Source organism: Pseudomonas sp. 1, from assembly GCF_056626735.1.
Window position 1 is genome coordinate 20,450 of record NZ_JBWXMQ010000011.1, and the last position, 20,625, is coordinate 41,074.

Annotated in this window: 16 protein-coding genes; 9 read left to right on the forward strand and 7 right to left on the reverse strand. The window is 60.5% G+C overall.

All coding sequences use genetic code 11. The features are described from left to right. Positions 1–56 precede the first annotated feature (56 nt). On the forward strand, positions 57–1,541 hold the full coding sequence (gene prpD / locus AC1MDC_RS17570; RefSeq protein WP_480393410.1) for a 2-methylcitrate dehydratase: 1,485 nt from the start codon (positions 57–59) through the stop codon (positions 1,539–1,541). A 132-nt stretch (positions 1,542–1,673) separates the two neighbouring features. Here prpD and ppsR read toward each other — a convergent pair whose 3' ends face one another. After that, positions 1,674–2,492: a posphoenolpyruvate synthetase regulatory kinase/phosphorylase PpsR gene (ppsR, locus tag AC1MDC_RS17575; RefSeq protein ID WP_011333245.1), complete on the reverse strand. Its 819-nt coding sequence runs from the start codon at positions 2,490–2,492 to the stop codon at positions 1,674–1,676. A gap of 174 nt (positions 2,493–2,666) precedes the next feature. On the opposite strand from ppsR, the gene ppsA reads away from it, so the two are divergent. The 8 genes from ppsA to AC1MDC_RS17615 all read left to right on the forward strand — a co-directional run bounded on the left by ppsA (position 2,667) and on the right by AC1MDC_RS17615 (position 10,830). Beyond that, entirely contained in the window at positions 2,667–5,042 is a 2,376-nt protein-coding gene (gene ppsA, locus AC1MDC_RS17580) for a phosphoenolpyruvate synthase (RefSeq protein WP_085700247.1), read from the forward strand. Between the two features lie 98 nt (positions 5,043–5,140). Continuing rightward, entirely contained in the window at positions 5,141–6,130 is a 990-nt protein-coding gene (locus AC1MDC_RS17585; RefSeq protein WP_085700246.1) for an alpha/beta fold hydrolase, read from the forward strand. Positions 6,131–6,356: 226 nt separating this feature from the next. Then, positions 6,357–6,848 (forward strand): ribonuclease E activity regulator RraA, encoded by a 492-nt coding sequence (gene rraA, locus AC1MDC_RS17590; protein WP_007951984.1) that lies wholly within the window; start codon positions 6,357–6,359, stop codon positions 6,846–6,848. A 24-nt stretch (positions 6,849–6,872) separates the two neighbouring features. Then, the gene (locus tag AC1MDC_RS17595) at positions 6,873–7,868 is read left to right on the forward strand and encodes a zinc transporter ZntB (protein WP_085700245.1); all 996 of its coding nucleotides are present in this window, start codon (positions 6,873–6,875) and stop codon (positions 7,866–7,868) included. Positions 7,869–7,931: 63 nt separating this feature from the next. Beyond that, entirely contained in the window at positions 7,932–8,180 is a 249-nt protein-coding gene (locus AC1MDC_RS17600) for a CrfX protein (RefSeq protein WP_085700244.1), read from the forward strand. A gap of 2 nt (positions 8,181–8,182) precedes the next feature. Beyond that, positions 8,183–9,007 (forward strand): mechanosensitive ion channel family protein, encoded by an 825-nt coding sequence (locus AC1MDC_RS17605; protein WP_007951987.1) that lies wholly within the window; start codon positions 8,183–8,185, stop codon positions 9,005–9,007. 90 nt (positions 9,008–9,097) lie between these two features. Then, positions 9,098–9,688: an RNA polymerase sigma factor SigX gene (gene sigX, locus AC1MDC_RS17610; RefSeq protein WP_011333251.1), complete on the forward strand. Its 591-nt coding sequence runs from the start codon at positions 9,098–9,100 to the stop codon at positions 9,686–9,688. A 107-nt stretch (positions 9,689–9,795) separates the two neighbouring features. Next, a complete protein-coding gene (locus tag AC1MDC_RS17615) occupies positions 9,796–10,830 on the forward strand; it encodes an OmpA family protein (protein WP_085700243.1) in 1,035 nt (344 codons plus the stop codon). A gap of 75 nt (positions 10,831–10,905) precedes the next feature. Here the strand turns inward: AC1MDC_RS17615 and cobA are convergent, their stop codons facing one another. The 6 genes from cobA to AC1MDC_RS17645 all read right to left on the reverse strand — a co-directional run bounded on the left by cobA (position 10,906) and on the right by AC1MDC_RS17645 (position 20,352). Beyond that, positions 10,906–11,658, reverse strand: coding sequence for a uroporphyrinogen-III C-methyltransferase (gene cobA, locus AC1MDC_RS17620; RefSeq protein ID WP_085700242.1), 753 nt, complete (start codon positions 11,656–11,658; stop codon positions 10,906–10,908). A gap of 12 nt (positions 11,659–11,670) precedes the next feature. Beyond that, positions 11,671–14,385 carry a nitrate reductase gene (locus tag AC1MDC_RS17625; protein WP_085700241.1) on the reverse strand — a complete coding sequence of 905 codons (2,715 nt, stop codon included), beginning with the start codon at positions 14,383–14,385 and terminating at the stop codon, positions 11,671–11,673. Next, positions 14,385–14,702 (reverse strand): nitrite reductase small subunit NirD, encoded by a 318-nt coding sequence (nirD, locus tag AC1MDC_RS17630; RefSeq protein WP_007951992.1) that lies wholly within the window; start codon positions 14,700–14,702, stop codon positions 14,385–14,387. Before nirD ends, AC1MDC_RS17625 begins: the two co-directional genes overlap by 1 nt. Beyond that, a complete protein-coding gene (gene nirB, locus AC1MDC_RS17635; RefSeq protein WP_085700263.1) occupies positions 14,699–17,152 on the reverse strand; it encodes a nitrite reductase large subunit NirB in 2,454 nt (817 codons plus the stop codon). The genes nirD and nirB overlap by 4 nt, the downstream gene beginning before the upstream one ends. A 310-nt stretch (positions 17,153–17,462) precedes the next feature. After that, positions 17,463–19,133, reverse strand: a complete 1,671-nt coding sequence (locus tag AC1MDC_RS17640) for a bifunctional protein-serine/threonine kinase/phosphatase (protein ID WP_085700240.1) — start codon at positions 19,131–19,133, stop codon at positions 17,463–17,465. A 7-nt stretch (positions 19,134–19,140) separates the two neighbouring features. Further along, positions 19,141–20,352 (reverse strand): nitrate/nitrite transporter, encoded by a 1,212-nt coding sequence (locus AC1MDC_RS17645; protein ID WP_085690197.1) that lies wholly within the window; start codon positions 20,350–20,352, stop codon positions 19,141–19,143. Between the last annotated feature and the right edge of the window lie 273 nt (positions 20,353–20,625).

Here is a 20,625-nt window from a genome sequence, read left to right on the forward strand (position 1 = left end):
AAATTAGCCCTGAACCGAGGTCCCATCAACGAACCACTTTGAAGAGTGAATCGAACATGAGCGCCAACGTCGACCTGAACAACCGTCCCGACTACGACCGTGTCCTGCAGGACATCGCCGATTACGTCCTCACCTGTAAAATCGAATCCGCCGAAGCCCTCGACACCGCCCGCAACTGCCTGATGGACACCCTGGGCTGCGGCCTGCTGGCCCTGCGTTTCCCTGAATGCACCAAACACCTTGGCCCCATCGTCGAGGGCACCGTCGTGCCGTTCGGCGCCCGAGTGCCTGGCACGTCCTACCGCCTCGACCCGGTGAAAGCCGCGTGGGACATCGGCTGCATCGTTCGCTGGCTCGATTACAACGACACCTGGCTCGCCGCTGAATGGGGTCATCCGTCGGACAATCTCGGCGGGATTCTTGCGGTGGCCGATCACCTGTCGCAAAAGCGTCTGGCCAATGGCGAGGCGCCGCTGACGGTGCGCGATGTGCTTGAAGCGATGATCATGGCCCACGAGATTCAGGGCGTGATTGCCCTGGAAAACTCCTTCAACCGCGTAGGACTCGATCACGTCATTCTGGTGAAAGTCGCCTCGACTGCCGTGACCGCCAAACTGATGGGCGCCAACCGTGAGCAGCTGTTATCCGCGTTGTCCCATGCGTTCGCCGATGGTCAGGCATTGCGTACTTACCGCCATGCGCCGAACGCCGGCTCGCGAAAATCCTGGGCGGCAGGGGATGCATCGAGCCGGGGCGTGCGGCTGGCGGATATCGCGATGCGTGGAGAAATGGGGATTCCCGGCGTCTTGACTGCCAGACAATGGGGCTTTTACGACGTTCTGTTCAGCCACACCAACAACGATCTGGCGCTCAAGCCCGAAGACAAACGCGCCTTCAGCTTCTCGCGGCCGTTCGGCAGTTACGTGATGGAAAACGTTTTGTTCAAGATCAGTTTCCCCGCCGAATTCCACGCGCAAACCGCCTGCGAAGCCGCCGTGGCCCTGCACCCGCAAGTGCGCAATCGTCTGCATGAAATCGACCGGATCGTCATCACCACCCACGAATCGTCGATCCGCATCATTTCCAAGGTCGGGCCGTTGGCCAACGCCGCCGACCGTGATCACTGTCTCCAGTACATGACCGCTGTGCCGCTGGCGTTCGGCAATCTGGTGGCCGAGCACTACGAGGATGATTTCCACAAGGCCCATCCGGTCATCGACGTGCTGCGCGAGAAAATGGTCATCGTCGAGGATCCGCGTTTCACCCGCGAATACCTCGAAGCCGACAAACGCTCGATTGCCAATGCGGTGCAGGTGTTTTTCAAGGACGGTTCGAGCACGGAAAACGTGGTGGTGGAATACCCGATCGGGCATCGCCGGCGCCGCGCCGAGGGTATCCCATTGCTGGAGGACAAGTTCAGAGCAAATCTGGCCACCCGGTTCACCGGGCAGCGCAGCGGGGAGATTGTGGCGCTGTGCAAGGATCAGGCGCGGCTTGAAGCCACGCCGGTGAACCGGTTTGTCGATTTGTTTGTTATCTGAGGGACTGCGTGATCGTTCTTCGCGGGCAAGCCACGCTCCCGCAGGGTTGTTGTGAATGCAAGATCTGCGTACACCACAAAACCCTGTGGGAGCTGGCTTGCCAGCAATGGCGGCTGCAAGGGCGCTACAAATCTATTTGAAACGCCGCTCCACGCCTTTCTCCACAAGGATCTTCGCGGAGATTTCTTCAACGGAGAAATGCGTGGAGTTGATGTGCGGAATGTTCTCGCGGCGGAACAGGTTTTCCACCTCGCGGACTTCGAACTCGCACTGGGCGTAGCTCGAATAACGGCTGTTGGGCTTGCGTTCGTTGCGGATCGCGGTGAGGCGGTCCGGGTCGATGGTCAGGCCGAACAGCTTGTGCTGGTGGGCGCGCAGGGCGGCCGGCAGTTGCAGGCGTTCCATGTCGTCTTCGGTCAGCGGGTAGTTGGCCGCGCGGATGCCGAACTGCATCGCCATGTACAGGCACGTCGGCGTCTTACCACAACGCGACACGCCCACTAGTATCAGATCGGCCTTGTCGTAATAGTGCGTACGGGCGCCATCGTCGTTGTCGAGGGCGAAGTTCACCGCTTCGATCCGCTCCATGTAGTTGGAGTTGTGGCCGATGGAGTGGGATTTGCCGACGGTGTAGGAAGAATGCTCGGTCAATTCCTGCTCGAGCGGGGCGAGGAACGTCGAGAAGATGTCGATCATGAAACCATTGGAGGTTGCGAGAATCTCACGGATGTCCTGATTGACGATGGTGTCGAAGATGATCGGCCGGAAACCGTCGGTTTCAGCGGCTTTGTTGATTTGTTGTACCATGGCCCGCGCTTTTTCAACGCTGTCGATGTACGGCCGCGTGAATTTGCTGAAGGTAATGTTTTCGAACTGCGCCAGAAGGCTTTGACCCAGGGTTTCGGCGGTGATACCGGTGCCATCGGAGATAAAGAAAGCAGATCGTTTCATTTGCACCTTGGGCCTTAAGCTAATGAGCATTTCTGGATATGATAGGCGCGATTTGCCGGCCGCCATCGGCCCGCATTCTCACTTATTTTCCAGGTCCAGGCCATACAGCCGGCCAACGCTCCCCCGAGCCGCCGGTTTCTGAGCTTTTCCAACACAGTTAGTGGAGAGATCACCTTGGTAGAGTACGTAGTTTCCCTCGATAAGCTCGGCAAACACGATGTTGAGCATGTGGGGGGCAAGAACGCATCCCTGGGCGAGATGATCAGTAACCTGGCCGGTGCCGGTGTTTCGGTCCCCGGCGGCTTCGCCACCACGGCGCAAGCCTATCGCGACTTCCTGGAACTGAGCGGTCTGAACGATCAGATCCACAAGGCCCTCGATGCGCTGGACGTCGATGACGTCAATGCCCTGGCCAAGACCGGCGCCCAGATCCGCCAATGGATCATGGAGGCCGAATTCCCTGAAAAACTGAACACCGAGATCCGCACCGCGTTCGCCGCGCTGTCGGCCGGTAATCCTGATGTGGCCGTGGCCGTGCGTTCCTCCGCCACCGCCGAAGACTTGCCGGACGCTTCGTTCGCCGGTCAGCAGGAAACCTTCCTGAACATCCGTGGCGTTGACAACGTCATCCGCGCGGCCAAGGAAGTGTTCGCCTCCCTTTTCAACGACCGTGCCATTTCCTACCGCGTGCACCAGGGCTTCGACCACAAGCTGGTCGCCCTGTCGGCCGGCGTGCAGCGCATGGTGCGTTCGGAAACCGGCACCGCCGGCGTGATGTTCACCCTCGATACCGAATCCGGCTTCCGTGACGTAGTGTTTATCACCGGCGCCTACGGTCTGGGCGAAACCGTCGTACAAGGCGCGGTGAACCCGGACGAATTCTATGTCCACAAGGGCACGCTGGCTGCCGGTCGTCCGGCGATCCTGCGTCGCAACCTGGGCAGCAAAGCCATCAAGATGATCTACGGCGACGAGGCCAAGGCCGGTCGTTCCGTGAAAACCGTTGAAGTCGACAAGACCGATCGCGCACGTTTCTGCCTGACCGACGCTGAAGTCAGCGAGCTGGCCAAGCAGGCGATGATCATCGAGAAGCACTATGGCTGCCCGATGGACATCGAGTGGGCCAAGGACGGTGACGACGGCAAGCTCTACATCGTGCAGGCCCGTCCGGAAACCGTGAAAAGCCGCACCCAGGCCAACGTCATGGAACGTTACCTGCTGAAAGAAACCGGCACCGTATTGGTTGAAGGCCGTGCCATCGGTCAGCGCATCGGCGCGGGCAAGGTACGGATCATCAAGGACGTCTCCGAGATGGACAAGGTCCAGCCGGGCGACGTGCTGGTCTCCGACATGACCGACCCGGACTGGGAACCGGTCATGAAGCGCGCCAGCGCCATCGTGACCAACCGTGGCGGCCGTACCTGCCACGCGGCGATCATCGCCCGTGAGCTGGGTATTCCGGCAGTGGTCGGTTGCGGCAACGCCACCCAACTGCTGAAGGATGGCCAGGGCGTGACCGTGTCCTGCGCCGAAGGCGACACCGGTTACATCTTCGAAGGCGAACTGGGCTTCGACGTCAAGAAGAACTCCGTGGACGCCATGCCGGAGCTGCCGTTCAAGATCATGATGAACGTCGGCAACCCGGACCGCGCCTTCGACTTCGCGCAACTGCCGAACGCCGGTGTGGGCCTGGCCCGCCTGGAATTCATCATCAACCGCATGATCGGTGTCCACCCGAAAGCGCTGCTGAACTACGACGGCCTGCCGCAGGACATCAAGGAAAGCGTCGACAAACGCATCGCCGGTTACGACGATCCGGTCGGCTTCTACGTCGAAAAACTGGTTGAGGGCATCAGCACCCTGGCTGCTGCGTTCGCACCGAAGAAGGTCATCGTGCGTCTGTCGGACTTCAAGTCCAACGAATACGCCAACCTGATCGGCGGCAAACTGTACGAGCCGGAAGAAGAAAACCCGATGCTGGGCTTCCGTGGCGCTTCGCGTTACATCAGCGAATCGTTCCGTGACTGCTTCGAACTCGAGTGCCGTGCGCTGAAGCGCGTGCGCAACGAGATGGGCCTGACCAACGTCGAAATCATGGTGCCGTTCGTCCGTACCCTCGGCGAAGCCAGCCAGGTGGTGGATCTGCTCGCCGAAAACGGCCTGGCCCGTGGCGACAACGGTCTGCGCGTGATCATGATGTGCGAACTGCCATCCAACGCGATCCTGGCTGAAGAATTCCTCGAATTCTTCGACGGTTTCTCGATCGGCTCCAACGACCTGACTCAACTGACGCTGGGTCTGGACCGTGACTCCGGGATCATCGCGCACCTGTTCGACGAGCGTAATCCGGCGGTCAAGAAGCTGTTGGCCAACGCGATTGCCGCGTGCAACAAGGCCGGCAAGTACATCGGCATCTGCGGTCAGGGCCCTTCGGACCACCCGGACCTCGCCAAGTGGCTGATGGAGCAGGGCATCGAAAGCGTGTCGCTGAACCCGGACACCGTGCTGGAAACCTGGTTCTTCCTTGCCGAAGGCCAGGCGGCGGAATAAGCCGTGAATGAAGCCTCGGCCCGGTGAACCGGTTCGGGGCTTTAAGATTGAAGTAGGGCGAGCTCTCCGGATGCCGCCCTTTTTTGTGCAAGAGCATCATGCAAAGCAGCAGCAACCTATTTCCTGTCGCCCTGATCAGCGCCGAACGACGCGGTGATCTGAGCGAAGACGTTTACCGTTTGAAACCGGGCAACAGCCCTGACTGGTCCGTGGAAATCGCAGTGACCCGTCTCGGCATGGCCGATGAGCCGGCATCGCGCGGCGTGCCGGTGATCTTGCTGCACGGCAGTTTTTCCAACCGGCGCTTCTGGTTTTCGCCGAAGGGCCTGGGCCTGGGCGCGTATCTGACGCGTCTGGGATTCGATGTGTGGATCCCGGAAATGCGCGGTCACGGTTTGTCCCAGCGTAACGAGGACTACCGCCGCAACCGCGTCGCCGACTACGCCCGTTACGATCTGCCGGCGATTGCCGCGTTTGTGCGTGAGCAGAGCGGGCAGATTCCGCACTGGATCGGCCACTCGCTGGGGGGCATCACGTTGGCCGCCGCACTGGGCGGCGAATACCTGGGTGAGCCTGCGGTGGCGTCGGCGGCGTTTTTCGGCACCCAGGTCAGCCGCACGTACTGGCCGCTGAAGATTCCGCCGGTGGAATGGAGCGGGCGCTTCATTCTCAAGCGTTTTGCCCAATTGTCAGGCTCGCGGCTCAAGCGCGGCCCGGAAGACGAACCGATCGGTCTGGCGCTGGAAAGCATGCGCTGGTACGGCCTGTTCGGTCGTTTCGGCGACAAGGACAAGGATTGGTGGGCAGGCCTTGCCGATGTGCGGGTACCGGTGTTGGCGGTGAGCGCGGCAGGCGATCACCAGGATCCGGCCTGGGCGTGCCGCAAGCTGTTCGAGCAGATCGGTTCCGAGCACAAGCAGTTCATCAACCTGGGCCGTGAGCAGGGTTTCAATGATCAGTTCGGGCATGTCGAAATGCTGGTGAGCAAGGCGGCGCAGGCTGAAGTCTGGCCGCTGGTGGCGCGTTGGCTGGCGGATCAGCACACGTCGTTGCTCGGTGAGAAGCCGGATCTGGCGGCAGCGGTCTGAGTGCGGCGCCCTGAAAAGGGCATTTCGTTCGGGTCGGCTTGCGGCTAACATATGACGCGCTGGACGGTTCTGGTCATATTTAGTGACTGTTTCGCTATTCCGTTTCAGCTTGTGTTCAGGTTCGTTCAGTGACCATGACATGGGCTAAGGTAAACAGCGACCGCCGGAACTCGTCTCAGAAGTGTGCGACATCCTTGATCGTCTTCCTTGTTACAGGAGTTATTCGATGAACCATTACCTTACGCCTGACCTGTGCGACGCCTATCCGGAGCTGGTTCAGGTGCTGGACCCGATGTTCAGCAATTTCGGCGGCCGTGATTCGTTCGGCGGCGAGATCGTGACCATCAAGTGCTTCGAAGACAATTCGCTGGTCAAGGAGCAGGTCGAACTCAAGGGTAATGGCAAGGTGCTGGTGGTGGATGGTGGCGGTTCACTGCGCCGTGCATTGCTGGGCGACATGCTCGCCGAGAAAGCCTCGAAAAACGGGTGGGAAGGGCTGGTCATCTACGGCTGCATCCGTGACGTCGACGTCATCGCCCAGACCGATCTTGGCGTGCAGGCCCTGGCCAGTCACCCAATGAAAACGGACAAGCGCGGTATCGGCGACCTCAACGTGCCGGTGACGTTCGCGGGTGTCACTTTCCATCCCGGCCAGTACATCTATGCGGACAACAATGGCGTGATCATCTCGCCAAGTCCGCTGAAAATGCCTGAATAAATCGCGGTAACCATAGGGGTGAGGATGTTCGAGGAAGAAAACGCGCAGTGGGGGCTGGTGCATGCCCTGGTGCTGGACGGTAAAGGCGGTGCGCGTTCGATAGCCCGGACTGATCTCGACGATCTGCAGTTGCAGGCTCATGAAAGCCTGTGGCTGCACTGGGATCGCAGTCACCCGCAGACCCAGACCTGGCTGCGCAAATCCAGTGGGCTCAACGAGTTCGCTTGCGATCTATTGCTGGAAGAAAATACTCGTCCACGTCTGTTGCCGTTGCCGGATTCCGAGCTGCTGCTGTTTTTGCGCGGGGTCAATCTCAACCCGGGCGCCGAGCCGGAAGATATGGTGTCGGTGCGCATTTTCGCTTCGGCCCAGCGAGTGATTTCCCTGCGATTGCGTCCGCTGCGAGCCACCGACGAGTTGCTGGTGATGTTGGGCGAGGGCAAAGGGCCGAAAACCTCGTCCGAACTGATGCTGTATCTGGCGCAACTCCTCACCAACAAGGTGCAGGATCTGGTGACTTGCCTCTCTGAAGTGGTCGATGAAGAGGAAGAAAAACTGGATGCCGACGAACGGTATACCCCCGAGCATGGCGCCATTTTGCACATCCGTCGCAGGGCCGCCGGACTCAAGCGTTTTCTGGCACCGCAGCGGGATATTTTCGGACAGCTGACAAGGATAAAACTGCCGTGGTTCGTCGATGACGATGCCGACTACTGGAACGAATTGAACAACAGCCTGACCCGTTATCTCGAAGAGCTCGAATTGACCCGAGAGCGCGTGGGGCTTGTGCTGGACGCCGAAGACCGGCGCTTGAGCGTGCGCATGAACCGCACCATGTACCGCTTCGGGATCATCACCTGCATCTTTCTGCCGATGAGTTTTCTGACCGGTCTGCTGGGCATCAACGTTGGCGGCATTCCGTTCTCGAGCAGCCCTTATGGTTTCCTGATCGCCTGCCTGACAGTGCTCGCCCTGGCCCTCGGACAATGGTGGTTGTTCCGCCGTTTGCGCTGGGTATGAAGATGCGCCATGTGACCCGACCAAATTTGCCCGCGTCTTTCACAGACATCACGAGAGGTGCGTATGCACGATCCGTTTGAACAGTCTTTGCGCGACATGCTCAACGCCTCGCCGTCCGGCCGCGACGACGATGCCTGCCTGGGCCGCGTACTCAAAACCGCCAACCGCCAGGTGGGCGCCGGCGATCTGTTCAGCCTGCTGGGCCGCTGGCTGCCCGCGCTGATGATCGCCCTGAACAACGGCTCGGCCCATGTCGCGCCGGTCTCCCGTCTCCGTAAACCTACCGCTCGCACTGCTGATAAGGCTGATTGAATATGGAACTTGATCTCTGGACTCAGAGCCTCGTCACTGCAATGACTGCGTTGTGGACCAAAGTCGCTAATTTCATTCCGAACCTGTTCGGCGCACTGGTTGTGCTGCTGTTGGGTTTTGTCGTGGCCAAGCTGCTGGACACCTTGCTGTCCAAATTGCTGGCCAAACTGGGTCTCGATCGCCTGATGGGCGGCACCGGCCTGACAAAGTTGATGTCCCGCGCGGGGCTGCAAGTGCCGATCTCGACCCTGATCGGCAAGATCGTCTATTGGTTCGTTCTGCTGATTTTCCTGGTATCGGCAGCAGAATCCCTTGGACTTGAGCGAGTTTCAGCTACGCTTGACATGCTCGCGCTGTATTTGCCGAAAGTATTCGGTGCCGCGCTGGTGTTGCTGGTGGGCGTCCTGCTCGCGCAACTGGCCAATGGCCTGGTTCGCGGGGCGGCAGAAGGCGTAGGTCTGGACTACGCTTCAGGACTTGGGCGAATCGCCCAGGGCCTGGTGATCATCATCAGCATTTCGGTCGCGATCAGTCAGTTGGAGGTCAAGACCGACCTGCTGAACCATGTGATCGTCATCGTATTGATTACCGTTGGTCTGGCTGTTGCCTTGGCCATGGGTTTGGGAAGCCGGGAAATTGCCGGTCAGATTCTTGCGGGAATCTATGTGCGTGAGTTGTATCAGGTTGGGCAACAAGTGCGTATTGGCGAGGTCGAAGGCCAGATCGAAGAGATCGGCACGGTTAAGACCACATTGCTGACCGATGAGGGTGAGCTAGTCTCTCTCTCGAATCGGATCCTGCTGGAGCAGCATGTGAGTAGCCGCTAACCCGGCAAACCCTGCTAATGTATGCCGCCGCAAAATGCCAGCTGATGCTGGCTGCGGTGGACATTGACCTGACTGTCGGCACGACTTGTTTTGAATAAAGCCCAAACGCTATCCACGCGCTACGACCCCCGCGAGCTCTCTGACGAGGAGTTGGTCGCGCGCTCGCATACCGAGCTGTTTCACGTGACGCGCGCCTATGAAGAACTGATGCGGCGTTACCAGCGGACATTATTTAACGTCTGTGCACGATATCTTGGGAACGATCGCGATGCAGACGATGTCTGTCAGGAAGTGATGCTTAAGGTGCTGTACGGCCTGAAGAACTTCGAGGGGAAATCAAAGTTCAAGACATGGCTCTACAGCATCACGTACAACGAATGCATCACACAGTATCGGAAGGAACGGCGAAAGCGTCGCTTGATGGACGCACTGAGTCTTGACCCCCTTGAGGAAGCGTCTGAAGAAAAGGCGCCAAAACCCGAGGAAAAGGGTGGACTGGATCGCTGGCTGGTGTATGTGAACCCGATTGATCGGGAAATTCTGGTGCTACGATTTGTCGCAGAGCTGGAGTTCCAGGAGATCGCAGACATCATGCACATGGGTTTGAGTGCGACAAAAATGCGTTACAAACGTGCTCTTGATAAATTGCGTGAGAAATTTGCAGGCATTGCTGAAACTTAGTTCGGCGCAAATATCTCTTACGTGTAGGCAAGTTCTGATAGACTTGCCGCCGAGTTGTCCCCCGGTTTGCGGGACTGCTTCACAATCACCAGATGGGGATTTAACGGATGAAACTGAAAAACACCTTGGGCTTGGCCATTGGTTCTTTGATTGCCGCCACTTCTTTCGGCGCTCTGGCACAAGGCCAAGGCGCAGTTGAAATCGAAGGCTTCGCAAAGAAAGAACAATTCGACAGCGCTCGTAACTTCAAGAACAACGGCAACCTGTTCGGCGGTTCGATCGGTTACTTCCTGACCGACGACGTTGAACTGCGTCTGGGCTACGACGAAGTGCACAACGTGCGTTCCGACGACGGTCGTAACATCAAGGGCGCCAACACCGCTCTGGACGCTCTGTACCACTTCAACAACCCAGGCGACATGCTGCGTCCATACGTATCGGCTGGTTTCTCCGATCAGAGCATCGGCCAGAACGGCACTGGCGGTCGTAACCGTTCTACCTTCGCCAACGTTGGCGGCGGTGCCAAGCTGTACTTCACCGAGAACTTCTACGCCCGTGCTGGCGTTGAAGCTCAATACAACATCGACCAGGGCGACACCGAGTGGGCTCCTAGCGTCGGTATCGGTGTGAACTTCGGTGGCGGCTCCAAGCCAGCTGCTGCTCCAGTTCCAGCTCCGGCTGAAGTCTGCTCCGACAGCGACAACGACGGCGTATGCGACAACGTTGACAAGTGCCCAGACACCCCAGCCAACGTAACTGTTGACGCTGATGGCTGCCCGGCAGTTGCTGAAGTTGTTCGTGTTGAGCTGGACGTGAAGTTCGACTTCGACAAGTCGGTTGTGAAGCCAAACAGCTACGGCGACATCAAAAACCTGGCTGACTTCATGAAGCAGTACCCATCCACCACCACTACTGTTGAAGGTCACACTGACTCCGTCGGTCCTGACGCTTACAACCAGAAACTGTCCGAGCGTCGTGCAAACGCCGTTAAGCAAGTTCTGACCAACCAGTACGGTGTTGAATCGTCCCGCATTCAGTCGATCGGCTACGGCGAATCCCGCCCAGTTGCTGACAACAAAACTGAAGCTGGCCGTGCTGTTAACCGTCGCGTAGAAGCGCAGGTTGAAGCTCAAGCTAAGTAATTAGCTGCCGCTGCGAGAAAAGCCCGGCTTATGCCGGGCTTTTCTTTGCCTGCGATTTGGGTAAACCGAGGATTGTCAGGCCAGGCGTTCGGCTGCCCAGTCAATCGAATCGACCTGGGTCGCAGCGGCTGCGACGGCGCCTATGACCAGAATCGCAGGGCTCTTGAGCCGGAAATCAAGGGCATCGTTTTCCATGGCTGCCAGGTCGCTACGGCATTCGCGTTGTTCCGGCAACGAGGCATTCTCGATCATCGCCACTGGCGTATCCGCCGCCATCCCCCCCGCCAAGAGCTGCTCGCGAATCTCGCCGAGCTTCGCCACCCCCATGTAAATCACCAGCGTCGTTCCGCCTTGCGCCAGCGCCCGCCAGTTCAACTGGCTGTCGTCCTGGGTGTGAGCGGTGACCAGCGTCACGCCCCGGGCCACGCCGCGCAACGTCAGCGGAATATCACATTGGGTCGCGCCCGCCAGCCCGGCGGTGATGCCATTGACCAACTCCACCTCGACCCCGCGCTCACGCAACCACTGCGCTTCTTCACCGCCACGCCCGAAAATGCACGGATCGCCGCCCTTGAGTCGCACCACGCATTTGCCCTGACGGGCGTAACGCAGCATCAGCCGATGGATGAACGCTTGGGGCGTTGAGCGGCAGCCGCCGCGTTTGCCGACCGCAATGATTCGCGCAGCAGGGCAGTGCTCAAGTACCGCCTCATTGACCAGATCGTCGATCAGCACCACCTCGGCTTCGCGCAAGGCACGCACTGCTTTAAGCGTCAGCAGCTCAGGATCACCGGGACCTGCGCCCACCAACCAGACTTTCGCGCTCATGGTGTTTCCTCTTCAAATGACGGCGACCGGACGCACTTCGGCGGCCAGCAAACGCTTGATTTCCGGGACGCAGGAACCGCATTGCGTGCCGCATCCCAACTTGTTTTTCAAACCCTGCAGATCCAGACCTTCACCAATACCGGCGCAGACCGCGCTGTGGCTGACGTTCTTGCAGTTGCACAGGGTTTTGTCCGCCACAACCGGCGCGCCGGCATTGCCCGGCGGTGCACTCATCGGTGCCAGCAGCCAGCGCCGCAGTTGTTCGTCGGCGCGACCCTCCAGCCACAGGCCTTGCAACCAGTGCTGAGCGAGGGTTTCGCCAGCAAGGCGAATCGCAGTGATTCGTCCGTTTTCGATGCGTACCCGCTTGCCGATGGCACGGCGTGGATCGTCATAAGCCAGCACCGGCCCCTCGATCAGGGCCAGGCATTGGTCGATTTCATGCAGCAATTGCGGCTCTGGCGCCATAACGCTGGCTGCACGTATCAACAACGCAGGCCGTTCACGTCCGACAAGGCTGATACTTGTGTAGGAAAAAGCCTCACAGAGCGGTCGAAGCGCCTCGAAGTGCCGTTGAACATCGCCCTCGATCAGTGCGAACAGTTGCCATGGCAACTCCACCGGTTCCAGCCGCACACCGCTGTGCTTGAGTTCCGGTTGTTTCGACAAAGGATCAAAAGCCGGCAGGGTCAGGCTGTTCACGCCGCCCTTGAGGAAACGATCGCCCCAGTGCATCGGCAGGAACGCCTGGCCCGGACGTACGCTGTCATCGCTGGCGACCGCCACGATCACCGCGCCCCGACGACTTTTCAGATTCACCAAATCCCCCGACTGCAAGCGGTGGCGGCGCAACTCGTCCGGGTGCAGGCCCAACACCGCTTCGCTGACATGGCCGAACAACTGCGCCGCCGTACCCGTGCGGCTCATACCGTGCCATTGATCACGCAGGCGGCCGGTGATCAGGGTCAGGGGAAAGCGCGCGTCGCGTTGTTCCTTGGCGGCGCGATAGGGATCGGCAACGAATTGCGCGCGCCCGTTCGGCGTAGGAAAGATCCCGTCGCCATACAACCGGGCCGTACCCAGGCGGGCGCCAGCGGGGAAGGGCCATTGCTGTGGCCCCAGCTCATCAATCAATCCGTGGCTGATCCCGGACAAATCCAGATCGCGCCCCCGGGTCAGTTGTTTGTACTCGTCAAACAGCTGCGCCGATTGCTCGAAGGCAAACAGCCCCGGTTGTTGCGGGCGCAGACGTTTCTCCAGGCGTTGTGCGAAATCTACCGTGATCGCCCAGTCCGGACGCGCTTCACCCGGTGCGGCAATAGCTTTGCGTACGTGGGAAATCCGCCGTTCAGAGTTGGTCACCGAACCTTCCTTCTCGCCCCAACTGGCCGCCGGCAACAGCAGGTCGGCAAACGCCGCGGTTTCGGTGGTACGAAACGCTTCCTGCAATACCACGAACGGACAAGCTTCCAGCGCGGCGCGCACGGCGTTCTGGTCCGGCATCGATTGCGCGGGGTTGGTGCAGGCGATCCACAGCGCCTTGATCCGGCCGCTGCGCACCTGTTCAAACAGTTCGATGGCGCTGAGCCCGGTGTTTTCCGGCAGCTTATCCACACCCCAGTACGCTGCCACTTCGGCGCGATGCTCCGGATTGGTCACTTCGCGATGACCGGGCAACAGGTTGGAGAGACTGCCGGTTTCCCGTCCTCCCATGGCATTCGGCTGACCGGTCAAAGAGAAAGGTCCTGCCCCCGGTCGGCCGATCTGCCCGGTGGCCAGGTGCAGGTTGATCAGCGCACTGTTCTTCGCGCTGCCGGCGGTGGACTGGTTCAGGCCCATGCACCACAGCGAGAGAAAACTCGGCGCGGTGCCGATCCATTCGGCGCATTGCTGCAACTGCTCGGCACTGATCCCGCACAGCTGCGAAACCATGGCCGGGGTGTAATCGCGCACCAGACTTTTCAGCCCGGCGAGTCCTTCGGTGTGGGCCTTGATGAAGTCACGGTCGATCCAGTCTTCCCACAACAGCAGATGCAAAATCCCATGGAACAAGGCGACATCGGTGCCCGGCAGAATCGCCAGATGCAGGTCGGCCAGATCGCAGGTGTCGGTGCGTCGAGGGTCGATGACGACGACTTTCATGTGAGGGCGGTGGGACTTGGCTTCTTCGAGGCGGCGAAAAAGTACCGGATGGGCGTAAGCCATATTACTGCCGACGATCACCACGCAATCGCTCGATTCCAGGTCTTCATAGCTGCACGGTGGGGCGTCGGCGCCGAGGCTGCGCTTGTAGCCGACCACCGCCGAAGACATGCACAGCCGCGAATTACTGTCGATGTTGTTGGTACCGACCAGCGCCCGCGCCAGTTTGTTGAAGGCGTAGTAGTCCTCGGTCAGCAACTGCCCGGAGATGTAGAACGCCACGCTGTCCGGGCCGTGTTCAGCGATGGTTTCGGCGAAGACCTGGGTGGCATGGTCCAGCGCGGTGTCCCAGTCGCAGCGGCTGCGCGCCAGGCCTTTGCCCAGGCGCAATTCCGGGTACAACGCCCGGGCCGCAAGATCACCGGTCAGATGCAGGGTCGAGCCTTTGCTGCACAGTTTGCCGAAGTTGGCCGGGTGCGCCGGATCGCCGCTGACGCCGAGGATGCGCTCGCCGTCATGCTCGATCAGCACGCCGCAGCCGACCCCGCAATAGCAGCAGGTCGAGGCGGTCGTCTGGCGGTTCATCAGACGGCGTCCCGCAGGGCCAGTTGCACGCGGCCGTTTTCCACCCGGGCCGGGTGATGATGTGCGCAACCGACGTCCGGCGCCTGGGCTTCGCCGGATTGCAGATCGATCTGCCAGTTATGCAGTGGGCAGGCCACGCGCTTGCCGTAAATCAGGCCTTGGGACAATGGGCCGCCCTTGTGCGGGCAGCGGTCATCGAGTGCGAAGACTTCGTCGTCGCTTGTACGAAAGATCGCAATGTCACCTTTGGGCCCGGCGATGATCCGCGAACCGAGGGCGTTGATCTCTTCCAGGGCACAGATATCGAGCCAGTTCATGCCGGCACCTCCAGGTTTTTCACAGGGATCACGTCGAATTCTTTCTTAAGTTGCGGCTGGGCGAGGCGTTCTTTCCAAGGGTCCTGTTCGAACGACAGGGAGAATTGCAGGCGCTCGTTCAGGGCCTTGCGGCGCTCGGGATCTTCCAGCACGGCTTTCTTGATGTGCTCCATGCCGACCCGTTGCAGGTAATGCACGGTGCGTTCGAGGTAGAAGGCTTCTTCGCGGTACAGCTGCAGGAACGCGCCGTTGTATTCGCGGACCTCCTCGGCAGTCTTGAGCTTGACGAAGAATTCGGCGACTTCGGTCTTGATCCCGCCGTTGCCACCGATGTACATCTCCCAGCCGGAATCGACTCCGATGATTCCTACGTCTTTAATCCCCGCTTCCGAACAGTTGCGTGGGCATCCGGAGACCGCCAGTTTCACTTTGTGCGGCGACCACATGTTGAACAGGTCGTGTTCGAGGTCGATGCCCAACTGGGTCGAATTCTGCGTGCCGAAGCGGCAGAACTCGCTGCCGACGCAGGTTTTCACGGTGCGGATCGATTTGCCGTAGGCGTGGCCCGACGGCATGTCGAGGTCTTTCCACACGCCGGGCAGATCCTGCTTCTTGATCCCCAGCAAGTCGATGCGCTGACCGCCGGTGACCTTGACCATCGGCACCTGATATTTGTCCGCCACGTCGGCGATCCGCCGCAGTTCCGACGGGTTGGTCACGCCGCCCCACATCCGTGGTACCACCGAGTAGGTGCCGTCCTTCTGGATGTTGGCGTGGGCCCGTTCGTTGATCAGGCGCGACTGCGGATCGTCCTTGGCTTCGCCGGGCCAGGTGGAAATCAGGTAGTAGTTGAGGGCCGGCCGGCAAGTGGCGCAACCGTTCGGCGTGCGCCAGTTGAGGTAGCTCATGGTGCCGGCGATGGTCAGCAAATGCTGTTCGCGAATGGCCTGGCGAATCTGGCCATGGTTGAGATCGCTGCAACCGCAGATGGCTTTTTCGCTTTTCGGTTTGACGTCTGCCGCGCCGCCGACGGTGTTGATCAGGATCTGCTCGACCAGGCCGGCGCAAGAGCCACAGGAGCTGGCGGCCTTGGTGTGTTTCTTCACTTCGTCGACGCTGAACAGCCCGTGTTCCTGAATCGCCTTGACGATGGTGCCCTTGCACACGCCGTTACAGCCGCAGACTTCGGCGTTGTCGGCCATGCTCATGGCTTTGTCCTGGCCCTGATGTCCTACGTCGCCAATCGCGTTTTCTCCGAACATTAAGTGATCGCGGATCTCGCCGATGGCGTGATTCTCACGAATCTGCCGGAAATACCAACCGCCATCTGCCGTATCGCCGTACAGACACGCGCCGACCAGCACGTCATCCTTGATCACCAGTTTTTTGTACACCCCGCCGATCGGGTCGGAGAGGGTGATGGTCTCGGTGCCTTCGCCGCCCATGAAGTCGCCGGCGGAAAACAGGTCGATGCCGGTGACTTTCAACTTGGTCGACGTCACTGAGCCCTGATAGCGCGCGAAACCCAGTTGCGCCAAGTGGTTGGCGCAGACCTTGGCCTGTTCGAACAGCGGCGCCACCAGGCCGTAGGCAATGCCACGGTGGCTGGCGCATTCGCCGATGGCATAGATGCGCGGGTCGTAGGTTTGCAGGGTGTCGTTGACCAGAATCCCGCGATTGCACGGGATGCCGGCCTTTTCCGCGAGTTCGGTGTTGGGGCGAATGCCGGCGGCCATGACGACCAGATCGGCAGGAATGATGTCGCCGTTCTTGAATTGCACCGCGCCGACCCGACCATTGCCGGCGTCGTGCAGGGCCTGGGTCTGTTCGCACAGGCGAAAGTGCAGGCCACGGGATTCGAGGGCGGTTTGCAGGAGCTGGCCACTGGTCTTGTCCAGTTGCCGCTCCAGCAGCCATTCACCGAGGTGCACCACGGTGACGTGCATGCCGCGCAGCATCAGGCCGTTGGCCGCTTCGAGCCCGAGCAGACCGCCACCGATCACCACGGCGTGTTTGTGAGTCTTGGCGGTATCGATCATCGCCTGGGTGTCGGCGATGTCGCGGTACCCGATCACGCCCTGCAAGGTGTTCCCGGGGATCGGCAGGATGAACGGGGTCGAGCCAGTGGCGATCAGCAGGCGGTCGTATTCGGCCTCAGTGCCATCCTCGGCGATCACCCGGCGTTTGACCCGGTCGATCTCGACCACTTTGCGGTTGAGCAGCAGTTTGATGCCGTTTTCCAGGTACCAGTCGAGGTCGTTGAGCACGATCTCTTCGAAGGTCTGTTCGCCGGCCAATACCGGCGACAACAGGATGCGGTTGTAGTTGGTGTGCGGTTCGGCGCCGAAGACTGTGATGTCGTACAGCTCGTTGCTGAGCTTGAGCAGTTCTTCCAGGGTACGAACCCCGGCCATGCCATTGCCGATCATCACCAGTTTGAGTTTTTTCATCAGATTCTCCGGGAGCATCGGGCTTGCCTCCTGTGGGCAGTCAGGCCTTGCTCGACAAAAATGGCGCAAACAAAAAAGGCGTCCCGCCAGTTACCTGGCGAGGACGCCTTTGTCCTTGTCCCGTTCTCTCGGGAAGCCCGGCCTTCGTCGTTGAAGGTCGGGCTTTTATGTCAGTTGAAAACGTTAATGCAGTGGCTGTGCCAAGTCGCGGTAAGCCGCGAATTCACTGGGGTAATGCAGGAATTGGCCAGATGTTCATTGTGGTTTTTGCACTGAATGGAAGCGGCACGCCCGTTTATGGAGCGCCGCATCAGCCATGAAACAACAGAAACAGCAGCACCAGATTGCCCAGCAACGCCAGCAACGCCAAAGTCCGCCAGACCTTCAGCGGCTCACGTTCCAGCAAGGGGCGAGGGCGTACGTTCAGGCTGCGGCGCTCACCTTGCTCCAGAATCAACAGCCATTCCTCGGCGGTTTCATAGCGTTGCAAGGGATCGGCCGCCACACCGCGCTCCAGACACTGCGCCAGCCACTCCGGCAGATCCGGGCGATATCGCCCGGCACTCACCGGCACCCCGAAACGCGGGCGCTGGAAGGCTTCGATCTCGCCATAGGGAAAGTGCCCGGTGAGCAGGAAATACAAGGTCACGCCCACCGCATACAGATCCTGTTGCGCGCTGGGTGCTACGCCTTGAAAGGCTTCCGGCGCGATGTAGCTCGGGGATCCGGGCAAGGTCGACGGTGCGTCCTGCGACAGGCCGGGGCAATACGCCAGGCCGAAATCCAGCAGACGCAGCTCGCCGTCGTCCCCCAGATGCAGGTTTTCCGGTTTGATGTCGCGGTGCAGGATCTGCCGTCGATGCAACAGGCCGACTGCCCGCAGCAGACGTTCGGCCAGATCCTGCCATTGAGCCAGTGGCAGCGGGCCGCGTTGTTCAAACAACTGCGCCAGGGTTGTTCCCGAATATTCACGCATCACGTAGTACAAATGCTGACGCTGTCCGGCGCTATGGACTTCAGGAAAATGCCGCCCGGCGACGCGTTTGAGAAACCATTCTTCCGCCAGCAAGGCCTGGCCGGCCTGGGCATCGTCCGCCCATTGTGCGGGCAAGGTTTTCAACAGCCAGGCCTGGCCCTGACCATCGAGCACTCGATACAGCAACGATTGTTGGCTGCGCCCTATAACCTCCTGAACCCGCCAGCCTTCAAAGACCTGACCCGGTTTCAGCTGCGGGGGCAGAGGCCACTGCTGCAAATGAACCAGCGCATCGCCAAGGCTGGCCTCCCCGACGGCATCTACCCGCACCAACAGCGCACTGGCGTTGTCCTGACTGCCGGCCAGGTGCGCAGCGTTGACCAGTGTTTGCGCAGCGCTGTGCAGGTCCGGCTGATCGCGCAAAATTGCGGCGATGGCGGTGTCGCCGAGCGCTGCCCACACGCCATCACTGAGCAGCACGAAACATTCGCCGTCACGCAGCTCGCCGTCGAGAAAATCCAGCACCAGATGCTGATCCAGTCCCAGTGCGCGCTTGAGCACGTGCTGCATGCCCGGCTGATCCCAGACGTGATCCTCGCTGATCCGCTGCAAGGTCGCTGCGTGCCAGCGATAGACCCGGCAATCACCGACGTGCGCCAGGGTAAACCGCCGGCCACGCAGGACCAGTGCACTGATCGTGGTGAGCAGCGGCTGACCGCCACCGTTGGCCTGCAACCAGCGGTTTTGTGCGAGCAACAGACGATCGAGGGCCTGGGCCACGCTCCAGGTTTCCGGGGTGGCGTAGTAATCCAGCGCCAATGCCTGCAAAGTCGAGCGCGCGGCCAGCCCGCCATCGGCGCACTGGCTGACGCCGTCGGCGATGGCGAACAGAAAACCTTTGCTCGCAGCCAGCGCCGGGGCCGGCGTGACCAGGCGCAAGGCATCCTGGTTTTCCGCGCGTGGTCCGGTGGCGCTGGCTTCGGCGAAACTCAGTTGCAGAGCCATTCGGGCCTCAGACCCGGGCAGCGGTCACGGCCGCCGAACCCCAAGTGGTTCGCCAGCGACGTTTGACACCGTGCAGACCGAACCACGCCAATACGCCAAGGCTGGCGAACAACCACAGCGCCAGTTGATAGCTGCCGGTGCTCTGTTTGATCGCGCCCATGCCTGCCGCCAGGGCAAACCCGCCGATGCCGCCGGCCATGCCGATCAGCCCGGTCATCACGCCGATTTCGCGACGGAAACGCTGCGGCACCAGTTGAAAAACCGCGCCATTACCTGCGCCGAGGCCGAGCATGGTGCAGACGAAAAGTGCCAGCGCCGCGTAGGAACTTGGCAGGTTGAAGCCGACCGCTGCAATACAAACCGCTGCAACCGTGTACATCGCCAAGAGGGTGCGGATGCCACCGAAACGGTCAGCCAGCGCGCCGCCCAGTGGACGCATCAGGCTGCCACCGAACACGCAGGCGGCGGTGTAGTAACCGGCGGTCACCGGGCTCAGGCCGTATTGATCGTTGAAGTAGCCGGGCAGGGCGCTGGCCAGGCCGATGAAGCCGCCGAAGGTGACGCTGTAAAAAAACATGAACCACCAGCTGTCGCGATCACCCAGGGCCTTGAAATAGTCGGCCATGGATTTGGCTTTCGGCCGCTCGGGCGCGTTCTTCGCCAGCCAGGCGAACAGCACCAGGGTCAGGATCAGCGGAATCAGGGCGAAACCGAACACATTGCTCCAGCCGAACGCCGCCGCCAAAACCGGGGCAATCAACGCCGCGAACACGGTGCCGGAATTGCCCGCCCCGGCGATGCCCATCGCCTTGCCTTGATGCTCCGGGGGATACCACTGCGAGGCCAGCGGCAGGGCCACAGCGAACGAGGCGCCGGCCATGCCGAGGAACAGGCCAAGCAGCAAAGCCTGTTCATAACTGTGGATGCCGAGTTTCCAGGCGCCGAGCAGCGCGCAGATCACGATCACCTGACCGATCAGCCCGGCGGTTTTCGGCGACAGGCGATCGGCGAGCATGCCCATCGCAAAGCGCAGCACCGCGCCGGCCAGAATCGGCGTCGCCACCACGAGCCCGCGCTGTTGGGTGGTCAGATGCAGGTCGGCGGCAATCTGCACCGCCAGCGGGCCGAGCAGGTACCAGACCATGAAGCTCAGGTCGAAATACAGGAAGGCCGCGAACAGAGTCGGGGTGTGGCCGGATTTCCAGAAGCTTTTATTCATCGCGCACCTCAGCTGTAGAGAATCTCGAGAAGGAGTCAGAACCAGCACAGTGGGGCGCCGCCACGGCCGCACCACCGGCCCCGGGCTGTGGGGCCAAAACGCAAAAACGCCGCTACCCGGATCGCCGAAGGGGGCGAAGAAGGTGAGCGACGTCTTTGTCGTGGGTGGGGCAACCGCCGTTGGTTACCTGTGCGTAATGCTTAGCGAGATTTGTGCCAGATCGGTGTGGCTTGTTTCCACGCTTTGCGTGCAAACGCATCCGTCACGTTCAGA

Excerpts from the sequence above, each read along its gene's own strand:
- ppsR (WP_011333245.1), bottom strand. The coding sequence starts at position 2,492 with ATGAAACGATCTGCTTTCTTTATCTCCGATGGCACCGGTATCACCGCC.
- AC1MDC_RS17640 (WP_085700240.1), bottom strand. The coding sequence starts at position 19,133 with ATGGCTCTGCAACTGAGTTTCGCCGAAGCCAGCGCCACCGGACCACGC.
- AC1MDC_RS17605 (WP_007951987.1), top strand. The coding sequence starts at position 8,183 with ATGGAACTTGATCTCTGGACTCAGAGCCTCGTCACTGCAATGACTGCG.
- nirD (WP_007951992.1), bottom strand. The coding sequence starts at position 14,702 with ATGAACTGGCTCGATATCTGTGCCCTGGAAGAGATCAACGCCCTCGGT.
- AC1MDC_RS17615 (WP_085700243.1), top strand. The coding sequence starts at position 9,796 with ATGAAACTGAAAAACACCTTGGGCTTGGCCATTGGTTCTTTGATTGCC.
- nirB (WP_085700263.1), bottom strand. The coding sequence starts at position 17,152 with ATGAAAAAACTCAAACTGGTGATGATCGGCAATGGCATGGCCGGGGTT.
- rraA (WP_007951984.1), top strand. The coding sequence starts at position 6,357 with ATGAACCATTACCTTACGCCTGACCTGTGCGACGCCTATCCGGAGCTG.
- AC1MDC_RS17585 (WP_085700246.1), top strand. The coding sequence starts at position 5,141 with ATGCAAAGCAGCAGCAACCTATTTCCTGTCGCCCTGATCAGCGCCGAA.
- AC1MDC_RS17645 (WP_085690197.1), bottom strand. The coding sequence starts at position 20,352 with ATGAATAAAAGCTTCTGGAAATCCGGCCACACCCCGACTCTGTTCGCG.
- cobA (WP_085700242.1), bottom strand. The coding sequence starts at position 11,658 with ATGAGCGCGAAAGTCTGGTTGGTGGGCGCAGGTCCCGGTGATCCTGAG.
- AC1MDC_RS17625 (WP_085700241.1), bottom strand. The coding sequence starts at position 14,385 with ATGAACCGCCAGACGACCGCCTCGACCTGCTGCTATTGCGGGGTCGGC.
- AC1MDC_RS17595 (WP_085700245.1), top strand. The coding sequence starts at position 6,873 with ATGTTCGAGGAAGAAAACGCGCAGTGGGGGCTGGTGCATGCCCTGGTG.
- AC1MDC_RS17600 (WP_085700244.1), top strand. The coding sequence starts at position 7,932 with ATGCACGATCCGTTTGAACAGTCTTTGCGCGACATGCTCAACGCCTCG.
- prpD (WP_480393410.1), top strand. The coding sequence starts at position 57 with ATGAGCGCCAACGTCGACCTGAACAACCGTCCCGACTACGACCGTGTC.